The following is an 18,933-nucleotide window of genomic DNA, read 5'->3' as shown; positions in this document are numbered from 1 at the left end:
TTAAAGGATCATCAAGTGAGTCGGAGGGCTGTGCATATGAGAGTGATTTTGGTAGATGATGAAAATCTCGCTCTGAGCAGGTTGAATAAATTGTTAGTCGAGAGAGAGGATTGCGAGGTCATCGGTTCTTTTTTGAAGGCAGAAGAAGCGATAGAGCAAATTAAGCAACATCTGCCTGACCTCGTTTTCATGGATATTGAGATGCCGGGGATGAATGGAATTGAAGCAACTGAACGAATTCATGAGGTATCTCCAAGAACGGAAGTTATTTTCACAACAGCATATAACGAACATGCACTAACGGCTTATGGTCTTGAAGTGCTGGACTATATTATGAAACCCGTCACACGGAATCGTTTGGATAAAACGATGAAGATGTATCAGCGCAGGGCTGTACCGGCACCAATGGACGTGATCGAAGACGCAGCAGAGCGAGGAACGTTAATCCGTTGCTTGGGAATGCTTCAGGTGCAGTTGCATCCGAATGAGGCGCCCAAACATCTGAAGTTTAGAACGACCAAAATCAGAGAACTATTCGCGTATTTGCTTCATCATCGCAATAAACCGATCAAGCGTGACACCCTGCTTGAGCTGTTATGGCCGGAGCTCGATGAGAGGAGAGGTATAACTAACCTGCACAGTGGCATTCATCGCTTACGTGGTATGCTGAACGAATTCATGGGTGAGGACCGGATTTCGGTACGCTATCAACAATTTGGTTATATATTGGAAACTGGCGAACTCCGGATTGATGCGGAAGAGTGGGAGAGCCGTCTTAACCGATTGCCTTCGTTATCGCCGTCTACACTTGCCGAGCATCGGTATGTTTCGGATCAGTATGAAGGCAAGTATTTCGGTGAGGGTGATTACGCGTGGGCGGAACTGGAACGTCAGCGATTACATGCGCTCTGGCAGAATCATGCGCTGAAGCTTGCGCAATACTACATTGAATCGGGACACCCTAATGAAGCCCTGATGTTGTACCACCAGATGCAGCAATTTGATCCGATGATGGAGGAGGTCAGCCTTTCTTTGATGAAGTTGTATGATCGGTTAGGCAATAAAGAGCCGGTGGTTGCTCAGTATCATCAGTTGGCAGCAGCATTACAGCAAGAGGCAGGAGTAGACCCTGGCCCCGAAGTGGAATCATGGTATCGGGAATGGAAAACCAGGAATATATGAGCATCTGCTCACTAGGATATTTGGCGTATGGAAAAAATCAATGTGTTGTACCTTGTGACAGCCTCATGAATGAGGCTGTTTTTTATCCCAACGATACTGCCAAGAGTACTTGTTACTCATTGTTACTCGTTGCAGGGGTACTACAGAAACCACTCCGTAGCCTGTTCATTAAAAAATCGGGTCACCTCGGGATACTCGTTCAGATCAATCTCTTGCTGGCGTATGATTTTATTGAGAAAAATGGTGTCTGTGAACATTTTGCTGATGATGAAACGGCATTCCATGGGGGTATCCTGGAAAGCATCTATAAGTACTTGAATTTCGTTAAAATCAAAGAACAGGATATATGAAGCGTAATTTTGAAGCAACACGGTAAAACAGTAATCACGATATGATCTGGAGTTCACCGAAGCACCCTCAGCGGCAACTTCCAGTGTATCTGTATTGGCAGTGGTATCGGAATCCGAATCAGCACTAGCGTTTGTCTCACACGTCACATCCATCATGACATCAGCGAGCAAATCTCTAATGATCTGGCAAAACGTCGCAGGATCATCCTGGTATAGCTTGAGCATTCCATCGACGTCGTTAATGAGTTGAATGGCGGGCTCCAAACTTGTAATAGAAGGTATGATTAACTTGGGGGAACGTCCCTCAATGACCTGTAACAGCTCCAGAGTTAACGCTTTGCAGGCTTGAATCTCTTCTGCTGAGATCACGATATGTTCCGCGTGTTCGTCGCGATGTGTGGTGTAGTGATTATAATAAGCAACGAAATAATCCTTGAGTGGAATGCCCGTATTGGTATGAATCAAGCGTTGTTGGTCAAATGTACAGGCGTATAAAGTCTCATCATTCACCGGATGGGCGTAGAGATAGATAAAGAAGAAAAAGTCGCGCAGCGACTGCTTCTGTGAAGCGTTTAAACAAGTTATGTCATGCAGATGGGACAGCTGGAGGAAGCTATATTTTTTCATCACATCATTCATCTCGCTGTAGGTGTTGTGTGTATTGATGGACAGTGTGCTATCGATCGTGAACAGCAGGTAGTACAGAATCATCTCATCGTAAACATTCAGTTGCTCAAACGTCTCAGCTAATACGGGCTTCCAGTCTGGCTTTGATCCATAGTAGGGGTCTTTAGGACGTAATCGGACGATCCAGCCTGAGAAGGTTTCCTCGGGGTGATCATTAAAGAATAACGCTGCACTGTCATCCTCATATTGACCAAATGCCATTATCATATCTCCGTGTGTGGGTTCCGGGGGGAGATGGAATTTAAGACGAATATAATCATTATATAAAGTGTGGAGTCTCATTTTCGGATAACCTCGTTTCATAAATACGTTTGGATTCCTGTACTTCTGCCTCGCTCTTCATTGTACTCTCTGGTTTCTATTCTTTGCATCCTATTCGACACCTGTTCGAACACTCCCTCTGTATAAATTCATGTCGTAATACTTTTGCCCTGCTCACGGATGCCAAAATCTGAGATGATGAGTTCACCAAAGGTTCGGGTGACGAACTTCGGAACCTCGAACTCTTGGCCTTCAGGCTATGGCGGTCCTTCCTTCTACATCATTGGAGATTATTAGGGTCGCCGCTCTCCTGAAGATTTCAAATCAGAGAGGAGGCGTCCAGGCTATCATATTCCTTCCTTCTCAAGCTAACCACCAAATGTTAATTAGGGATATGGCTTTCCTGGACTCTTTGATCATGAACAATAAAGATGTAAATTACAGCAATATAAAAATAAACAGTATCTATGTGCGCAGAGCCGGCAAATTAATGATCGAGCCTGACCAACAGAGGGTCCAACGATTGCCCAAAAATCTTCTGGCAACAGCGCTCAAAAATATAGAGTCACTTGGGTTTACCTTCTCCAATGAGCTGATGCAGGCATTGCGAACGCTGTCCGAAGAACAATTTGCAGCATTGATTGGGCAGCTGGTCCAAGACCTGAAAGTGATGGTCGGTGCCCATGTGAAGTACAAACCGATGTATGCGGGATTCCCGGAGCAGGTGATGGAGGCAGACGAAGCGGAGCTGTACTTGAATGCTGTTTTTTATTACCTGACACATCATACGCTGGGTGATTTTGAGCCTTCAGCTATGGCTGCTGGCGCGCGGTCTCCTTTCCTGGAGCAAACGAAGCTGAGGATCATTGATCTGGGGAGCAAGCAAGCGTTCCAGAAGCTGATCCGTCAGTTAATCGAAGCGAATGGCTCCATCTCGGATACGGACAAAAAAGATATCAAACACGCGCTGAAACATGCCGATCCGAGTGATGTTGAGACCATGCTGCCTGAGGAGATTCCGTTTAAGGAGAATGTAGGGTTCGTTGTTGCGGTGCTATTGAAATATGAACTGGCAAGCATGGAACGTATCGGGAATTATTTTAAAACGGCAAGCGATGTGCTCCGACTGGCAGTATCCTGGTCGGAGGGGGACGTCAGTCTGGCAACAGCCACGCCTTTTCGTAAATTCAAACGTCGTGAGCGCCGCCTGCTCCTCAGTTTACTGGAGCAATGCGGCTCCATCACGGAGGATATGCTGCGCTACAAGGATCGCTGGATTCGGCTGGGGGAGATTCTGCACCCATCCGAATACAAGCTACGGTATCCGCGGAGCCAGAAAGCCTTCGATATCCTGCGAAATAACAAGTCGTTTACAACCTTTAACGGTAGCGTTGAACTGGCATTCCAGTATCGGAATATTTGGAGCCTGATTGACCTGTTGTCCCAGCGTCCGGGTGAATTTGCACGGAAGCTGGATCATATGTTACGCATAACAGAACATGAAGAATATGTGCTGCTCGCTTTTGGCGAGGTAGCGGGGCAGGTGTCCACGCCGGTGTTATTGCAGGTGAGACAGCATTTCGCACAGCGGAATGAAGCGTCAAAAATGCGAGTGTTTTTTCCGAAAGGCAATGTCGCCAAGGCGGTTGGTATCCCGAATGAGCTACCGGAGCTTGACGAAGCTGTGTGTCAGGAAGTGGTGCAATTATGCGAGCAGGCCCTGATCACACGATTCGCTGAATTCCCTTCGCTCGGGAAGACGTATGTCGATGAGCAGTTGCAGCATTATCTGGTGCCTTTTTCACAGCGTTCCGCGAGCAAAGCCTTACGAACGATTGTGAGAGGAAGCCGTATCCCGATGGGAGAGGGCGACACGATTCGTTTCTTCAGCTGGTGGAAAGAGGGCGAGGTCGATGGTACACCTACAGGGCGTGTGGATATTGACCTGTCTGCGATCATGTATGACAAGGATTGGAACTATGTTGAACATATCTCATATACGAATCTGAAGTCTGTGAAATATAAGGCTGTCCATAGCGGGGATATTGTGACTGCACCTTATGGGGCGAGTGAGTTTATTGATCTGCATATCCCTTCGATTGTGAATTATGGCGGAAGGTATGTGGTGACCACACTTCACTCCTTCACCAGCCATCCGTACTGCAACTTGCCGGAATGTTTTGCAGGCTGGATGATGCGTAAGAAACCCGGCTCGGGCGAAATCTATGAACCATCCACGGTGGAGAACAAGATCGATATTACGGCTGATACGCAGATTGCAATTCCCGTCATTCTGGATCTGGTCGACCGTACGATCATCTGGACGGATCTGGCGCTGACAAGGTATCCGGACTATTACAACAATGTGGAAGGCAATCGGGGAGGCATCGTGCTGATGGGGAAAGCAATGACTTCATTACGCAAACCTCACCTGTATGACTTGTTCATGATGCATGCCAAGGCGAGAGGTGAACTGGTGGATACGAAGGAGCAGGCCGATACCATCTATGCGGTCGATGAAGGTGTGACACCGTATGATATCGAGCAGATTATGGCGGAATATCTGGCTTGATCCGTACAAGGACGGCATGATTTGGAGTGGATTGGGTAATGTGAGGTACTGTGTTGTGTTGGAAGTCCATGAGTATGTATGTGCGAGCACAATTAGCACAACTGGTGAAGAAGGAGCAGTCATAAGGCTGCTCTTTTTTAGGCTGGTTCAGAAGCTATGCAGGAACATATCAATGGGAGAGTCATGTTAACATGACTTCATTTGACGATGAGTTCCATTTTATAGTAACTTTGGCGTGACTATAAGGGGTGATCTAATCTACATGAATAATAACTCAAGTCAAAATACAAGCGTGGATTCCATTCTCGGCCAGTATGCATTTAACGAGCATTCATCGTCCACTGAATTGATCGAGTTCACATTAAAATCATTGCAGAGCTTGTTGCCACTCGCTGGCTTCAAGATTGTCAAATCCCGCAAAGCCCTGGAGATGAAAACGAAGGAATTGTTGATATCCATCTATTTGCAGGCCAATAGACATAATACAGCAGGAACGAGTATAGAAGTTATGCTGCACTGTAAAGTTACGCATATCAAGCATAAGTCCTACACAGGACTGCCGGAAAGTTACTATGAGCATTCGGAGATAAAGTGGTATGAATTATTGGGGAAAGAGGCATTCGAGGGCAGCCTCCTATCGATGATGGAGTACATTACACAACACGAGATTCTATTAATCGAGCAGCTTATATCTGATCCTCAAGGTGTGATAGAGGCAAATAGAATTTTCAGCCCTTATTTTTACTATCGCTATGGGACAGATGCGCAATTTGAACAGGCGAGGCAGCGATACGTTGTGAGTCTAAGCGAAGCGCAGAAACAGCAGTATGACGAGGCCGTCATCAAGTTTCAAGAAGATGTAAACAGTCCGATTAAGCGTGGAGAAGATTGGGCATATTTGACGGTGGCCAAGAAGGAGGGGCGTGAAGTATGACTATTACCCCTGTCATTTTGGTGTTGTTTGCGTTGGTTAGCTATTTCTTTATTTACTTTATGTGTAAAGTGATTAATCCTCAGGCACCCAAAGGATATGTTATGTGGGCTGGAGTTTGTTTTGCAATTCTGACGGTGATGTTGTGTATTCTATTGCTTCTTCTCCCTCAGCTGGTCTAGAGATGCATAAGTTAGCTAAGATCCAGTCCCCGAAGCTTTGGACAGCGGCTAACGATCACAGATAACGTTATTTGGAGCATTTGAGCCTGTTTGAAAATCTAACGATCACAGATGACGCTATTTGCGTTTTTTCAGTGGAAAATCATCGTCTTTAATGCATTTTGGCCGAAATAGCGTCGCTGGAGATCGTTGGATTTCTAAATGTGTGAAAATCAGCCTAATAAGGTCACTGGTGATCGTTAGAGTTGAGCGTGTTGCCTAGGTCGTGTCTTAAACCTCACTGAAATGGATTTTTTCACCTTTCAATCCTGCTGCGTCACTTTCCCTTCACAAGCTGCCCCGGCACGCCTGCGAGAAACTTCCTCCTCATTCCCCTACTGCTTCCACGCATTCGCTTCTTTCACCACTTCTGCACCGCCTGCAGACATGAACTCCTGTACAAACTCATCGAATTCACGGAGTGGTCGCTCACCTGTAATAAATGAGATATAGGCTTTGTTCTTCAATCGGATCAACGAATCGCTATATTTAGACAGTGCGGGTGTGGCGACCTCCAGCGCATTATAAATGCCGTTCTGATCGAGGTGTAGTGTCGAAGCCCATTGTTCCCGTTCTCCCGTCTCTTTCAGCGGAACCGTCATGCCGATATTGGCACCAATCGTATTCTGATACCCGAACATGGTGTCATATGGCGGCATAATGACGATGTTTTTCGGCTCGCCCGGTGTCCAGACCCAGTGTTTATTTTGCACGCCGTAGACCATACTTGCTGCTTTATCTGAATCAGGGTTTGCACTCACCTCATCCAAAATACGAAGGATCATCTCCAGTTTGCCGGGCTCCTTGACCGCATCTGCTCCGATGGCGGTGAAGCTCATTAACATGTCATTTCCTTTGGAGCCACGTTGTCCGTGAGGTCCCATGAAGGGACTGCCTAGTGTGACCCGAGCTTCGGGGAACTTGGCCGTTAATTCTTTTACATTAAAGGTTGCTTGGACTGGACTTTTCACCACTTTACCATCCCGTTCAACATGCCAATCCTCATAATCGCCATCCTGAATCCAGTGGTAGTAGTTACCCATCGAGGTCATCCCGATTTTACCGTTAATAAACGCATGAGACAGATGTTTGTAACCGCCTTTATTCTCGCCAGTGACAAACTCGGGATCGATTACACCGTCCTTGTACCATTTCCGCAGGTAGGTCAGTGCTTCCTTCATATCGGGCTGCAACGCACCAATAACTTTCTTCCCATCCTTCGTGCCGAAGTATAGTTGATCTGCAAAAACAATCTGACCGAAGGCTCCGAATACCACATTCATGCCTTCACTAGATAAACCATACGTGTCCTGGATGCCGTTGCCGTCGGGATCATCAAAGGTAAATGCATAGATAACCTTCTCGAATTCCGCCAGCGTCTGCGGAACGGACAAACCCAGCTTGTTCAGCCAATCCTGCCGATATACCACCGGTGTACGGTAGATGTTCGTTGGATTGATGACAGGAATGCCGTAATACTTCCCGTCTATAACTCCTGCATGTTCATAGGCCGGGGCTTGTTCATGGATAATACGCATGAGATTTGGGGCATATTGTTTCAACGTCTCTACCGGAATCTCGGCAAGCACCCCTTGCTGCTGATATTTCAACAAATCCTGCGGCTGACGGATACGGAAGAGGTCGGGAATGTTACCTTGAGCCAGCTTCATATCAAGAAGCGATTCATATTTGTTGTTTTCCATATTCCAGATGTCCAGATCTACATCAAATTGCTCTTCCACCTGTTTCAACATCTCGGCATCTTGCGGAACGGGCAGATTCTGATGCAACGTCCACGAGATGTGATATTTGGCTTTGCCCGAAGGAGAGGATGGCGTGCCGTTCAGTTCTGATTCGACTACAGCACTGGGTCCGGTCAGCAGATTACAGCCGCCAAGAATAACGCCCGCCAACGTCAGCAGTGCCGTAGTCAGAAACACTCGATAGCGATAAGGAACTTTCGCTCCTGCCTGCTGTTCCTTCACCTTCATCCGATCCATCCTCCTCATCCTTATGATCCGGCTTCGGATATTGCTGCCGAAGAGAGATTGCGTACATAATTGCCCGGTGTACAGCCGTACATTTCTTTGAAACGTTTAATGAAATAGGCGGTTGTGCCGTAACCAACCGAGCTTGCGACCCGGTCAATGGTCATGTTGTTGTTTTCAATCAACAGCTTGGCCTGCTCCATCCGCCTTGATGTTACATAGTCGGTGTAGGTGACACCCATTTCTTCCTTAAAAAGCTTGCTCAGATACTTGGGACTAAGGAATACTTTGCTTCCAACAGCCTCAAGTGAGAGGTCTTCCGAAAGGTTGGCTTCAATATATTGCTTGGCCAGTTCGATGGTGGAGACGGCGCGATCACTGTTGCGATTCTCGGTTTCTTCTATAAATGTAGTGATCGATGCTGTCAGCCAGCTACGGTATGCCAATATATCATGCAGATTTGTATATTCGTGATACAGATCAGGGTGTCCGAACTGCAACGGGTGTTTATAACGAACGTTTTTGGCTGCATCCGAGTAGATAAATACCATATTTGACAGGATAAAATGGCAATAATCCGCGGGGAATTCTCCTTCCCGCATAAGTTCAACCACTTGTTCGATGGTGCTTGCAGCCTCATCAAGTTGCCTGCTCTGAAGTTTGTCTCTGAACTTGGCCAGCAAAGTCTGAGGAATTTCGTCCAGGCTGTGCTCACGCTGAAGCAGGGAGTGATCTTTCAGAATGTGTAGCTCTGGCAAAAGATAAGCGTATTTCATCAAAGCTTGCGCTTCGCTGAAGCTTTGATGAATATCACGGAGATCCTTGACCCAACAGCCTGTAGACAGCTGGATGTCCGGTTGTAACTGCTGACGTGTCTCTGCGAGCAGTAGCTCGGCGAACTTGTCCAATAATGCTTCTGAAGCCACATCCGTACATAGAATGACGGCAAATCGCTTATCTGGCAGTTCTTCTGCAATGAGACGGCTATCTTGCAAGGACAAACATTCCAGCCCATGCATCAGTTTGGCAATGGTCTCAGGCTGTTTCGATGAGCCACTTTCAGCAATCGCTGAACCGGTATTCATCAGCATGCAGCAGTATTCCTTGTATTGTCTTGCGATACCGAGAGCAGCACGTTCCTCTTTCCATGGCCTGTGTTCCGGATTACCTTGCAAAAGGTTAAGCACAGCTTTGTGCCTTACAGCCGCACTGTTCGCATGTACAGTCTCTTCGAGATGATTCACTTGTTCTTTGAGATGAAGAAAGGCATTATCGATCAGGCGAAATTCATTGGTAACCTGATGAGATGTAGTCCCTGAAAGATCTTTAATGCGGCCCACCAGTCGTTTGATCGGACTATAATTCGCGCGTACAAGCACAGCGGATAAAATCAGCCCGATCAACAGCGCAATGAGACAGATCCCGAGAATAAGTTTCTGGATCATGATGGACTGTTCATAGTAGTAGCTGGATGGCGTAGCACTGTAGATCATCCACTGAGTCGATGGTAACGTTTGATAGGAAACCACATATGGTGCATCGCCAATCTTCTCGTCGAAGCTACCTTTGGCGTGGCCTAGCTCAAGCGTCTTCTTCAGACTTGCGGTGTACATATCAGACTGTCCGGCACTTTGTTCTTGCAATCGACTCACTGCATTCCCGGCAGCGTTGACGATTACGGTATGTTGATACTGGGAAGGCATCATATTCTCAATGATTGCATTCACGGCCTCTTCTTTGACATCTATGGCGATAATGACATCACTGGTTTCTCCTGTTGAGCGAAAAGGATAGCTGTGCGCATACGTAAACAAACCATTGGTATTCTCGCTTGTCTGACTGGAGAAAATGTCCTTTGGAATATGACGTACTGGCGTCCACAGGCTGTTATGTTTACTGGTGCGCATCTCCTGAAGCCAGTCCGCATAATACACAGACCCTTCGCTCTGATCTGCTTTATAGCGCAGTCCATAGAGCGAGGAGAGCATAATATTACGTGCAGGATAATAGAGATGAATGCCTTGAACAATATCGGTATTGGCGGCAACCTTGGCTTTGAGCAGTTCTTGCAGGTCTACCACCTGATTTAATTCATTTCGATCCTCCTGATCGGCAAAGAGACGAATATTGGCTGATTTATTAAGAGAGAGGTCAACATACATCTGTTGCACCCGCTTGAGTACGGTTCCTTCAATAGTACGTGCTGTATTTTCAAGAATCAGCTGATTCTTATTTCTTAATTCTTCATTGTAACTGCGTGAGAAATAGATATAGAAAAATGAGCAGATCAGCAGCACAATAACGATGACGATTGAACCATAAGACAGGGCTAGTCCCGCCCATGCAGAGCTCCACTTTTTCATCAAACATTCCTCCCGGCCCAAATTATACACTACCCGAATTCAGTAAGGTTCACGATTTATATTAACTTGATGTAAAATGTTGAGGATTTATGATATTGCGTCGAAATTGATACAATGACGAAATTGTTTTATTGCTGGTTTTGCGGCCCCAATGCTACATTGAGACCGTACCGAGACCAACTATTAAACGATGGGAGTCGACAAATTTGAAAACGAAAGTGATCAAACGCAACAAGAAGAGATTGTTCGCCGCAGCGATGGGAGTCGTTCTTTTATCCAATACCTTTGCCGCAAGCAACGTGCTCGCTGCATCAGATGAGACAACCATTCCATTGCCACCTCAACCAGAGTGGGGATATTTTGTAGACACGTACAAAAATAACACGGGTGCAGGCATGACGGTTAATGGCAACCCAGCCATAGGTACTCTCTCGGAGTTTCTTCAATTATGGACACCGGGATCAGCTTGGAATAACGGTACCAAGCTGAATGAACAGGTATTGGATTACAATATCGATTACGTGGAAAATATTTCTAAAACGCGTACCGCAAAAGATGAAGAGGAAGCTTATTATACCGATCGAAGAAACCAGACGTATGGAGCAGTTGAAGGGCTGGGTGCATTAACGGATGTATATCGTGAGATGTCCGGAACGGTCACTTCTATTACCTATATTCCGCAAGAAGCATTAACAACGAAGTTTTCAGATACGAATGATTCCAACAAAGGAGGAAACTCCGATTCTGAACTTGGGAAAATGGTAGATCTGGTTGGTAAAGTGCGGGGGGACTATGCCTCAACACAACAAGCCAAGAAATTTTACCAATATATGAGACCTTTCCGTTGGAAAGATGATTTATCGATTATTGTACCTACACTTAAAGCTGTGAGAAGCAGCACTCCAGAATCTGATGGCGGATTCCCGAGTGGTCACACCAATGCCTCCTACCTTGCAGCAATCGCACTGGCATATTCTGTTCCTGAGCGCTTTCAGGAATTAATGACACGTGCATCTGAAATGGGAGATGACCGAATTGTAGCCGGAATGCACTCACCGCTTGATGTTATGGGAGGACGTGTACTGGCGACGGCATTTGCAGCTTCGGCTTTGAATGACCCAGACAATCAACAGTTGAAACAAGATGCGTACAAGCAGGCACATGATATCCTGTTGAAACAAAATGGAACAGCAGAAGATCGTTTCACGGATTATCAGAAGAATAAAGAAGAATACACTCAACGTTTAACATATGGATTCCCGCAGATCGATTCAACGAACGAACCTGTTGCTGTACCTAAAGGTGCAGAAGTGTTGCTTGAAACAAGACAGCCTTACTTGTCCGACCAGCAACGTCGTGCAGTACTGGCGACAACAGCTATTGCTTCCGGTTATCCGGTATTGGATGATCCAGAAGGCTGGGGACGTCTTAACTTGTTTGCTGCTGCAGATGGATACGGCGCGTTCAATCATGACGTGAAAGTAACGATGGATGCGGCTAAAGGCGGATTCAATGCACAGGATGTGTGGAGAAACGATATTTCCGGTACAGGTAAATTGACGAAAGAAGGCAGCGGTACCCTGAAATTAAGAGGTAACAACACGTATTCCGGTGGTACAGAGATCAACGGAGGTACATTGGAAGGCGACACGCCTTCGGCATTTGGTACAGGTAACGTTACAAACAACAGCGGTACAGTGACCGAAAGTGTATACGGAAAATGGAACATTGATGGAAACTTCACTCAAGGATCAACAGGGGTGTTGGAACTGAATGTAGCGACAGCTTCAGATGTACTTGATGTGAAAGGTACGATTCAAGCAGCTGGGGAGTTGGATGTGAATTTTGGTAACGGTTATGTACCGGGTGCAGGTACGTTCACACTAGTTACTCATGGCACCAACCAAAGAACGGGTCAATTCTCCTCCGTTAACGTCCAAGGACTTCCGTCAAAATACAGCACACAAGTTGTATATGAAAACAATCGTATTGCTTTAGTTATCACAGATACAACCAACACAGGAACTACACCAGGAAATGGTGGCGGCGGTTCTTCGACTGTACCTTCTACAGGCACACAGCCTAGCCCAGGTACAACGACACCATCGACAGGAACACAACCTGTACCAGGTACAACGACGCCATCGACGGGAACACAGCCTAATCCAAGTACAACGACAAGTCCGTTCAATTCTGGAGTTGTTAACCCGGATAGTTTGCTGAAAACAGTAAGCGATGCTATCGCGGCAACCCAGAATCAACAATTCGCTGTTCGTGATATCGCGAGTCACTGGGCTAACGAAAATATTAACATTGCCCTGAAACTGCGTGTCGTTAACGGTTATGAGAATGGATCGTTCAAGCCGAATGCTCCTGTAACCCGGGCTGAATTTACAGCAATGATTGCACGTGCTTTTGGACTTAGTGAGAATAAAGCAGCAAATAGCTTCAAAGATGCAGGCTCTAACTGGGCTGCTGGATATATCGGTGCTCTGGCAGATAAGGGTGTAATCGGTGGATACACAGATGGCTCCTTCAAGCCGAATGCAACGATCACTCGTGCCGAGATGATTGCTATCATTGCCCGTGTTCTCGATCTGAATGCGCTGGCTACGGATGCTCCGACTAAATTCAGTGATGTAAAAGCCGGAAACTGGGCTGCTGAAGCGATTGAACTTGCTTCATCCGCGAAGCTGGTTAATGGATTGACAGCTTCCGAGTTCGCGCCAAACGGCAAATCAACTCGCGCTGAAGCGGTAACGATCATCATCCGTGCGCTGGAAAGCGACAGCACAATCAAATCATTGATTGCAGGTCTGTAATTCAAATCTCATCCCATCCCATCTCATCCTACTATGTTCGATCAAGATTGCCGGGGCGGTTCGCATATGCGAGCCGTTTCGGTTTTTTTGTTGTGAATGATGCTGTAGACATCTATGTCATCCGAGTTTGTGGTAAAATATGGATTGTTACCTGTACGAATATAACTTACGTAAAGGGCGGGTGCAAAAACCTTCTGTGCGTATTAGCAAGAAGGCTGCCGAGCAGATCAGGAATGGCTGGATTTTTGCTCAATACGAACTTGGAATGGACACCAAATAAGAAAAAGAAGTATTCATAGGGACGGGAAGCTTATCATTGTATGGATATGTAATATAATGGTATTATGATAATGTAACTGTAAGAAAATCGTATCAAAAGGTGTTTTGGGAAAGGAGGTTAATACGCAACGAAGTATTGCAACTATGAGGTATACATCAAACGATGTGGCACATCACAATCCACCGTAGAGGTTGAGCATACATTAAAATGTAAGCGCTTCATAATGTGATGATAATCAGGAGGGATATTCACATGACTCAACGTTTGGTAAAAAAATGGACGAGTATGCTGCTGTTCATCGCCATGGTTGCTTCCGTTTTTGCTTTTCCTGCTTCAAAGAGCCATGCAGCCACCATTCAGGTGACAGACAATGGTTCCCGAATCGAGGTAAATACCGGTTCAGGACTTGTGTATGTGGTCAACAAAACGAATGGAGATATCATCTCGGCCAAGATGAACGGAACGGAGCTGAACAGTAATAGAGGATCACATATTGGTTCAGGTTTAGGATCATCCGCGAATGTGACGTGGAATAGATCACCTTCGGGTTCAACGGTATTAATCACCGTTTCTACCAGTACATTAACGCATTATTATGCTTCGCGCGGCGGCGAGAACATCATCTATATGGCCACCCATATTACGGCACAGCCGTCTATTGGTGAGCTTCGTTATATTTTCCGCGGCAATGGGAGTGTGCTGACCGGTGTGCCGGTGAACTCGAACAACAGGGGTAATACGGGGGCGATTGAAAGTCAGGATGTATTCGGATTCTCGAATGGGCAATCGGCCTCCAAATATTATGGTAATGATCAGGCGAAAGACCTGTCTGTTCGAGGGGTAACGGGCAACGGAGTTGGTGTATTTATGGCGTACGGCAACCGAGAGAAAAGCTCAGGCGGGCCTTTCTTCCGTGATATTCAGTTCCAGAGCGGCTCTGAGACGGAAGTCTATAATTATATGAACTCGGGGCATGCCCAGACGGAGAACTGGCGTCTTGGTCTGCATGGGCCGTATGCACTTATTTTTACAACTGGAGGAACACCTGCCGCACCTGATTTTAGCTGGATGTCAGGATTAAATCTGCAAGGATGGGTGAGCAGTCGAGGTAATGTGGTGTTGAATGGACTTTCTGGCATGGAGGCAGGTTACGCCTACACGATTGGATTTGCGAACAGCAACGCTCAGTATTGGACAAATGCATCATCTGGCGGGTCTGCTACCAGGTACGGCATGATTCCGGGAACATATACCATGACGGTGTATAAAGGTGAGCTTGCCGTATACACGGAAAATGTGAACGTGAATGCGGGACAAACGACAACGGTGAATACCCGCACCATCAACAATGATCCGAGCAAAGCCTCCAGCATCTGGCGGATTGGGAACTGGGACGGGACACCACGGGAATTCCTGAACGGACAGACGATTCCGATTCGTCATCCTTCGGACAGTCGCAACCCAAGCTGGGGGCCGGTAACGTATACTCCGGGCAGTGCAACGAATCGTTTTCCGGCTATTCAATTCCGGGGTCAGAACTCGCCTACAACGGTGAATTTTAACTTGAGTGCGGCACAAGCATCCTCCTCACATGTACTGAACATCGGTATCACAGCTGCTTACAATAATGGCCGACCAAGTGTAACTATTAATGGACGCACATTAAGTAATCCAGCTCCTTCCGCTCAGCCTAATTCACGCAGTTTCACCATCGGCACGTACCGGGGCAACAATACTACCTTTAGCTGGAATATTCCCGCATCTCATTTTGTTAACGGTGCTAATACAATCACCATTACACCAATCAGTGGCTCCAGCGACTTGGGCAACTGGTTAAGTGCAGGTTGGGTGTACGATTGTGTGGAATTGCTGAATTAATCAGGGGTTAACCAAGAACAAGAGTTAACGAAGGAAGCAATAGCTTGAGTGGCCTGACTGAATGGATAACATGAGGTCGGGCTACTTTTTTAGGCTTTTCAATGTTAAATGCCATTGCGATGTAGACCGTTTCCCTCTTCGCTGGAGAAGCGGTTCCGTATAGTGGTATAATTTTCAATACATAATGATGAGAAGAAGGAACGGAGGCACGATGATGAACGAAGAATTATTGGAGCAACTGGAAACTTGGCATGAGCAAGATGAGTACGAGAAAATTGTAGAAGCAGTGCAGGAGATTCCTGCAGAAGAGAGAGACTATGCGCTGGTGAATCACTTGGGCCGGGCCTTAAACAATCTGGAACGATATGAAGAAGCTGTGGAACAATTTCTGACCGTGGCCCAAGAGGGGGCAGATGACCCGCTCTGGCAATACCGGATTGGACTGGCTTATTATTATCTGGAACAATACGACAAGGCAGAGCAAGCTTTTGAACGATCCGACGAACTGGAGCCTGGGGATGAAGATACGCTGGAGTTTCTGGAATGGATTCGAAACCGGGACGATGAGGAAGAAGAGGATGAGGACGCGGACGAGGGCGTAACGGGTGAAGATGACGAAGACGGTGAGTTGAAAAAAACAACAGCCGAAGAGCAACCGGTGGTGATCTCTTCTATACCTTTAGTCCATGATGATCCAGTACCCGTATCCGGTGAATTCTGGAATGACAGTGAATTGGCTCTGGAGCAGTATGTGTCTGATCTGCCAAGCGATGGATTGATTGAATCGGTGGAAGAACAACTTGTATTCCGCTTGCCTGCCTCTTACATTGAGATGATGAAGGAGCATAACGGAGGCATTCCATATAACCGCTTTTTCCCCGTGACAAACGAAGAGTCTGGAGAAACCGGACATGTCGAGATTGAGGGGATATTAGGTATTGGCCGTGAGAAACGCCATTCCCTGTGCGGTGAAGAAGGAAGCTGGGCTGTGATTGAACGTGATGGTTATCCCGAGATTGGGGTGGTCATTGCGAAAGCGCCTGCCGAAGCAGGGGTTGTCATGCTGGACTATCGTTCCTTCGGCAATGATGGTGAGCCAGAGGTCGTCTACGTAGATAAGAACCAGCGAAAGATTACACCGCTCGCACCGAACTTTGAAACGTTTATCCAAGGGTTAACGCGATAAACACTTTGATGAACAACCGGGTTTACGCCTTACGTGCCAAAAGATGAAAAGCAGTTACAATTAAAAAACATCCTAAATGAACGAGAAGCCGCAGGGTGCACCCCCATGCGGCTTCTCGTCTGCGGTGTACCATATGTTGCAATGCCTTTATCTGCCATTGTTGTAGTTTACACTCCTCAATCGCAGATTCGAGGATGTTTTCCCGTACGTTCTTTCGTTATTATGCCGGGAATCCGCCGCCTGGAGGCGGCCATGCGCCATAGAAACGGCGAAGCAGCACAATCTCGCCGAGATGATAAGAGTTATGTGAGGCGATATTGCGCAGTAATCCACCTTTGGTTTCGCCTGGGAAAAAGAGAAGCGGATCATTCAGTTGTGCGGTTTCTGCGATGGATACGGCTTGATCAATTCCGCCCAGGAATGCCTGAATATCCTCTTGCCAAGTTGCTTCATCCTGTGGGCCTGTCTCTACCGGCCAGCTCTCGCTTACGTTGGCTGGCATCTGCGGCTTGCGCCCCTCAACATGCTCCAGCATGAAATTCTGCCAGTAGTGCATATGTTTAACCAATTGATAAATGGTATAGGGCATAGCCTCGTGCGTACGTCCCGCCAGCTCCACATCAATATCGGGCAGTGCTTTGGTTATGCGAATATGTCCGCGCTCCCCTACGAGGGATTTAACAAGGGCTTGTCCAAAACTCTGATTTACATCTGACATGTGTGATCTTCCTCTCTATAAGAACAGGCTCTGGCCTGTCATTATGTCCATTATACAATTAAATTGCAGAAAATTAAAAAGTGGAAACAGGGACCTGATTTGGAAAACACGTATGATATAATAGTATAAATAAAAATCAAGACCTCTGGGTCGAGGAGGAAGCTCCTGTGAAGGTCATTCTGGTTGATGATGAACGCCTTGCGTTGATCGGACTGCAAAAGTTATTAGAGAAAGAAGTAAGCGGCATTCAGATTGCTGCCAGCTATATGAATCCGGCTGAGGTGATGGCAGGTGTTGTGCTGCATCGGCCGGATGTGGTATTTCTGGATATCCATATGCCAGAAATAGATGGAATGGACTTGGGGCGGCGAATTCAGGTCGCGGTGCCCGGTACTGAGATTATTTTTGTCACCAGCTATGATCAATATGCAGTTCATGCCTTTGAACTTCAGGCATTGGATTATGTAATGAAGCCCTTGCAGACGGAACGTCTCAAGCGGACGTTGCAACGTGTGCGGGAGAAGCTTGCCGTCAGATGTGAACAGCGAGTGATGGATACAGAAGTTCCCTTGATCTGCTGCTTCAATCAAATAAGCTTTAAACTGCCAGGCAAAGAGCCGCAGATCGCCAAGTGGCGTACCAGCAAAGCTCAGGAGTTGTTTGCCTACCTTCTACATCATCGGAACCGGGTTATTTATCGCAGTGTGCTGCTGGACCTGATGTGGCCGGGAATGGAAGAAGAGAAGACAGCGCATCAACTCTACACTACGATGTATCATGTTCGTCAGACATTGAAGGCTTGTGGTATGGATATGATTAAAATTCAAAGTGCGCATCTGGAAGCGGGCTACAAGCTTGAAGTGGGGGATGCTCAGCTGGACAGTGAGCAGTGGGAGCAGGAGATGAAAGCATGGAGGGAAGTGCAGCCCGGAACGGTTCAAGCTTATGAACAGGCATTATATCGGTACAAGGGCACCTATTTTGGACAATACGACTTTATTTGGGCTGAACCTGAGCGGGAGAGATTACGTTACCTGTGGTTGTACCATATGAGACAACTCAATCTCTATTATCTCAAGCAGGATGAGAACGAACGTGTAGTCGAGAACATGCAGCAGATTCAGCAGATGTTACCTGACGAAGAAGAAAGCTACTTCATGCTCATGAAACTATATGATGAGATAAATCATGACCTTGGTGTAGAGGAGCAATACCGGCTCTTAATGAGCAGAATGGAGCAGGACTTGGGCATTCCAATTAGTGAAGAGATTCGTCATTGGTATCGTGACTGGAAGCTGGGCTTAACTGAGCCGGGGCAAACGATGGGATGAAGGCACAGGATAAAGGATGGGTAAAGCGTTATCACTACATATGGATAATGTTGGCTATTTTTGCTGTATTGCTAGGTACGCGTTGGGTGTGGTTTCAGTTATTTCCGATTACGGATGAACATCGCGCCGTGAATGGCGTCATTGACTTGCGAGGGGGCGATCT

The 18,933-nt window shown here is 46.7% G+C and carries 12 protein-coding genes; 8 read left to right on the top strand and 4 right to left on the bottom strand.

The window, feature by feature from the left end; translation table 11 throughout:
- The first annotated feature begins 36 nt into the window (after window positions 1–36).
- Window positions 37–1,182 (top strand): response regulator, encoded by a 1,146-nt coding sequence (locus tag J2T16_RS16040; protein WP_154985706.1) that lies wholly within the window; start codon window positions 37–39, stop codon window positions 1,180–1,182.
- A 140-nt stretch (window positions 1,183–1,322) separates the two neighbouring features.
- Here J2T16_RS16040 and J2T16_RS16035 read toward each other — a convergent pair whose 3' ends face one another.
- Complete coding sequence (locus J2T16_RS16035) at window positions 1,323–2,420, bottom strand: hypothetical protein (RefSeq protein ID WP_499018761.1); 1,098 nt, start codon at window positions 2,418–2,420, stop codon at window positions 1,323–1,325.
- Window positions 2,421–2,898: 478 nt separating this feature from the next.
- Between J2T16_RS16035 and J2T16_RS16030 the strand changes: the two genes are divergently transcribed.
- From J2T16_RS16030 to J2T16_RS16020, 3 genes are all read left to right on the top strand, one after another.
- On the top strand, window positions 2,899–5,052 hold the full coding sequence (locus J2T16_RS16030; protein ID WP_499018760.1) for a TerD family protein: 2,154 nt from the start codon (window positions 2,899–2,901) through the stop codon (window positions 5,050–5,052).
- A 262-nt stretch (window positions 5,053–5,314) separates the two neighbouring features.
- Complete coding sequence (locus tag J2T16_RS16025) at window positions 5,315–5,986, top strand: hypothetical protein (protein ID WP_499018759.1); 672 nt, start codon at window positions 5,315–5,317, stop codon at window positions 5,984–5,986.
- On the top strand, window positions 5,983–6,165 hold the full coding sequence (locus tag J2T16_RS16020) for a hypothetical protein (RefSeq protein ID WP_154889812.1): 183 nt from the start codon (window positions 5,983–5,985) through the stop codon (window positions 6,163–6,165). Before J2T16_RS16025 ends, J2T16_RS16020 begins: the two co-directional genes overlap by 4 nt.
- Window positions 6,166–6,539: 374 nt before the next feature.
- Here the strand turns inward: J2T16_RS16020 and J2T16_RS16015 are convergent, their stop codons facing one another.
- Entirely contained in the window at window positions 6,540–8,195 is a 1,656-nt protein-coding gene (locus J2T16_RS16015; RefSeq protein ID WP_499018758.1) for an extracellular solute-binding protein, read from the bottom strand.
- A 20-nt stretch (window positions 8,196–8,215) separates the two neighbouring features.
- The gene (locus J2T16_RS16010) at window positions 8,216–10,555 is read right to left on the bottom strand and encodes a helix-turn-helix domain-containing protein (RefSeq protein WP_499018757.1); all 2,340 of its coding nucleotides are present in this window, start codon (window positions 10,553–10,555) and stop codon (window positions 8,216–8,218) included.
- A gap of 221 nt (window positions 10,556–10,776) precedes the next feature.
- On the opposite strand from J2T16_RS16010, the gene J2T16_RS16005 reads away from it, so the two are divergent.
- The 3 genes from J2T16_RS16005 to J2T16_RS15995 all read left to right on the top strand — a co-directional run bounded on the left by J2T16_RS16005 (window position 10,777) and on the right by J2T16_RS15995 (window position 16,721).
- Complete coding sequence (locus J2T16_RS16005) at window positions 10,777–13,377, top strand: S-layer homology domain-containing protein (RefSeq protein WP_499018808.1); 2,601 nt, start codon at window positions 10,777–10,779, stop codon at window positions 13,375–13,377.
- Between the two features lie 532 nt (window positions 13,378–13,909).
- On the top strand, window positions 13,910–15,535 hold the full coding sequence (locus J2T16_RS16000; RefSeq protein WP_221787571.1) for a rhamnogalacturonan lyase B N-terminal domain-containing protein: 1,626 nt from the start codon (window positions 13,910–13,912) through the stop codon (window positions 15,533–15,535).
- A 214-nt stretch (window positions 15,536–15,749) separates the two neighbouring features.
- A complete protein-coding gene (locus J2T16_RS15995; RefSeq protein ID WP_308723277.1) occupies window positions 15,750–16,721 on the top strand; it encodes an SMI1/KNR4 family protein in 972 nt (323 codons plus the stop codon).
- A 220-nt stretch (window positions 16,722–16,941) separates the two neighbouring features.
- Here the strand turns inward: J2T16_RS15995 and J2T16_RS15990 are convergent, their stop codons facing one another.
- Window positions 16,942–17,439: a DinB family protein gene (locus J2T16_RS15990; protein WP_154889823.1), complete on the bottom strand. Its 498-nt coding sequence runs from the start codon at window positions 17,437–17,439 to the stop codon at window positions 16,942–16,944.
- A gap of 167 nt (window positions 17,440–17,606) precedes the next feature.
- Between J2T16_RS15990 and J2T16_RS15985 the strand changes: the two genes are divergently transcribed.
- Window positions 17,607–18,770, top strand: a complete 1,164-nt coding sequence (locus J2T16_RS15985; RefSeq protein ID WP_499018756.1) for a response regulator — start codon at window positions 17,607–17,609, stop codon at window positions 18,768–18,770.
- Window positions 18,771–18,933 lie beyond the last annotated feature (163 nt).

It is taken from the genome of Paenibacillus intestini, assembly GCF_030803945.1.
Classification (GTDB): domain Bacteria; phylum Bacillota; class Bacilli; order Paenibacillales; family Paenibacillaceae; genus Paenibacillus; species Paenibacillus polysaccharolyticus.
This window is presented reverse-complemented; position numbering and strand designations above follow the sequence as displayed.

Excerpts from the sequence above, each read along its gene's own strand:
- J2T16_RS16040 (WP_154985706.1), top strand. The coding sequence starts at position 37 with ATGAGAGTGATTTTGGTAGATGATGAAAATCTCGCTCTGAGCAGGTTG.
- J2T16_RS16010 (WP_499018757.1), bottom strand. The coding sequence starts at position 10,555 with ATGAAAAAGTGGAGCTCTGCATGGGCGGGACTAGCCCTGTCTTATGGT.
- J2T16_RS16020 (WP_154889812.1), top strand. The coding sequence starts at position 5,983 with ATGACTATTACCCCTGTCATTTTGGTGTTGTTTGCGTTGGTTAGCTAT.
- J2T16_RS16025 (WP_499018759.1), top strand. The coding sequence starts at position 5,315 with ATGAATAATAACTCAAGTCAAAATACAAGCGTGGATTCCATTCTCGGC.
- J2T16_RS15990 (WP_154889823.1), bottom strand. The coding sequence starts at position 17,439 with ATGTCAGATGTAAATCAGAGTTTTGGACAAGCCCTTGTTAAATCCCTC.
- J2T16_RS16030 (WP_499018760.1), top strand. The coding sequence starts at position 2,899 with ATGAACAATAAAGATGTAAATTACAGCAATATAAAAATAAACAGTATC.
- J2T16_RS16035 (WP_499018761.1), bottom strand. The coding sequence starts at position 2,420 with ATGGCATTTGGTCAATATGAGGATGACAGTGCAGCGTTATTCTTTAAT.
- J2T16_RS16015 (WP_499018758.1), bottom strand. The coding sequence starts at position 8,195 with ATGAAGGTGAAGGAACAGCAGGCAGGAGCGAAAGTTCCTTATCGCTAT.
- J2T16_RS15995 (WP_308723277.1), top strand. The coding sequence starts at position 15,750 with ATGAACGAAGAATTATTGGAGCAACTGGAAACTTGGCATGAGCAAGAT.
- J2T16_RS16000 (WP_221787571.1), top strand. The coding sequence starts at position 13,910 with ATGACTCAACGTTTGGTAAAAAAATGGACGAGTATGCTGCTGTTCATC.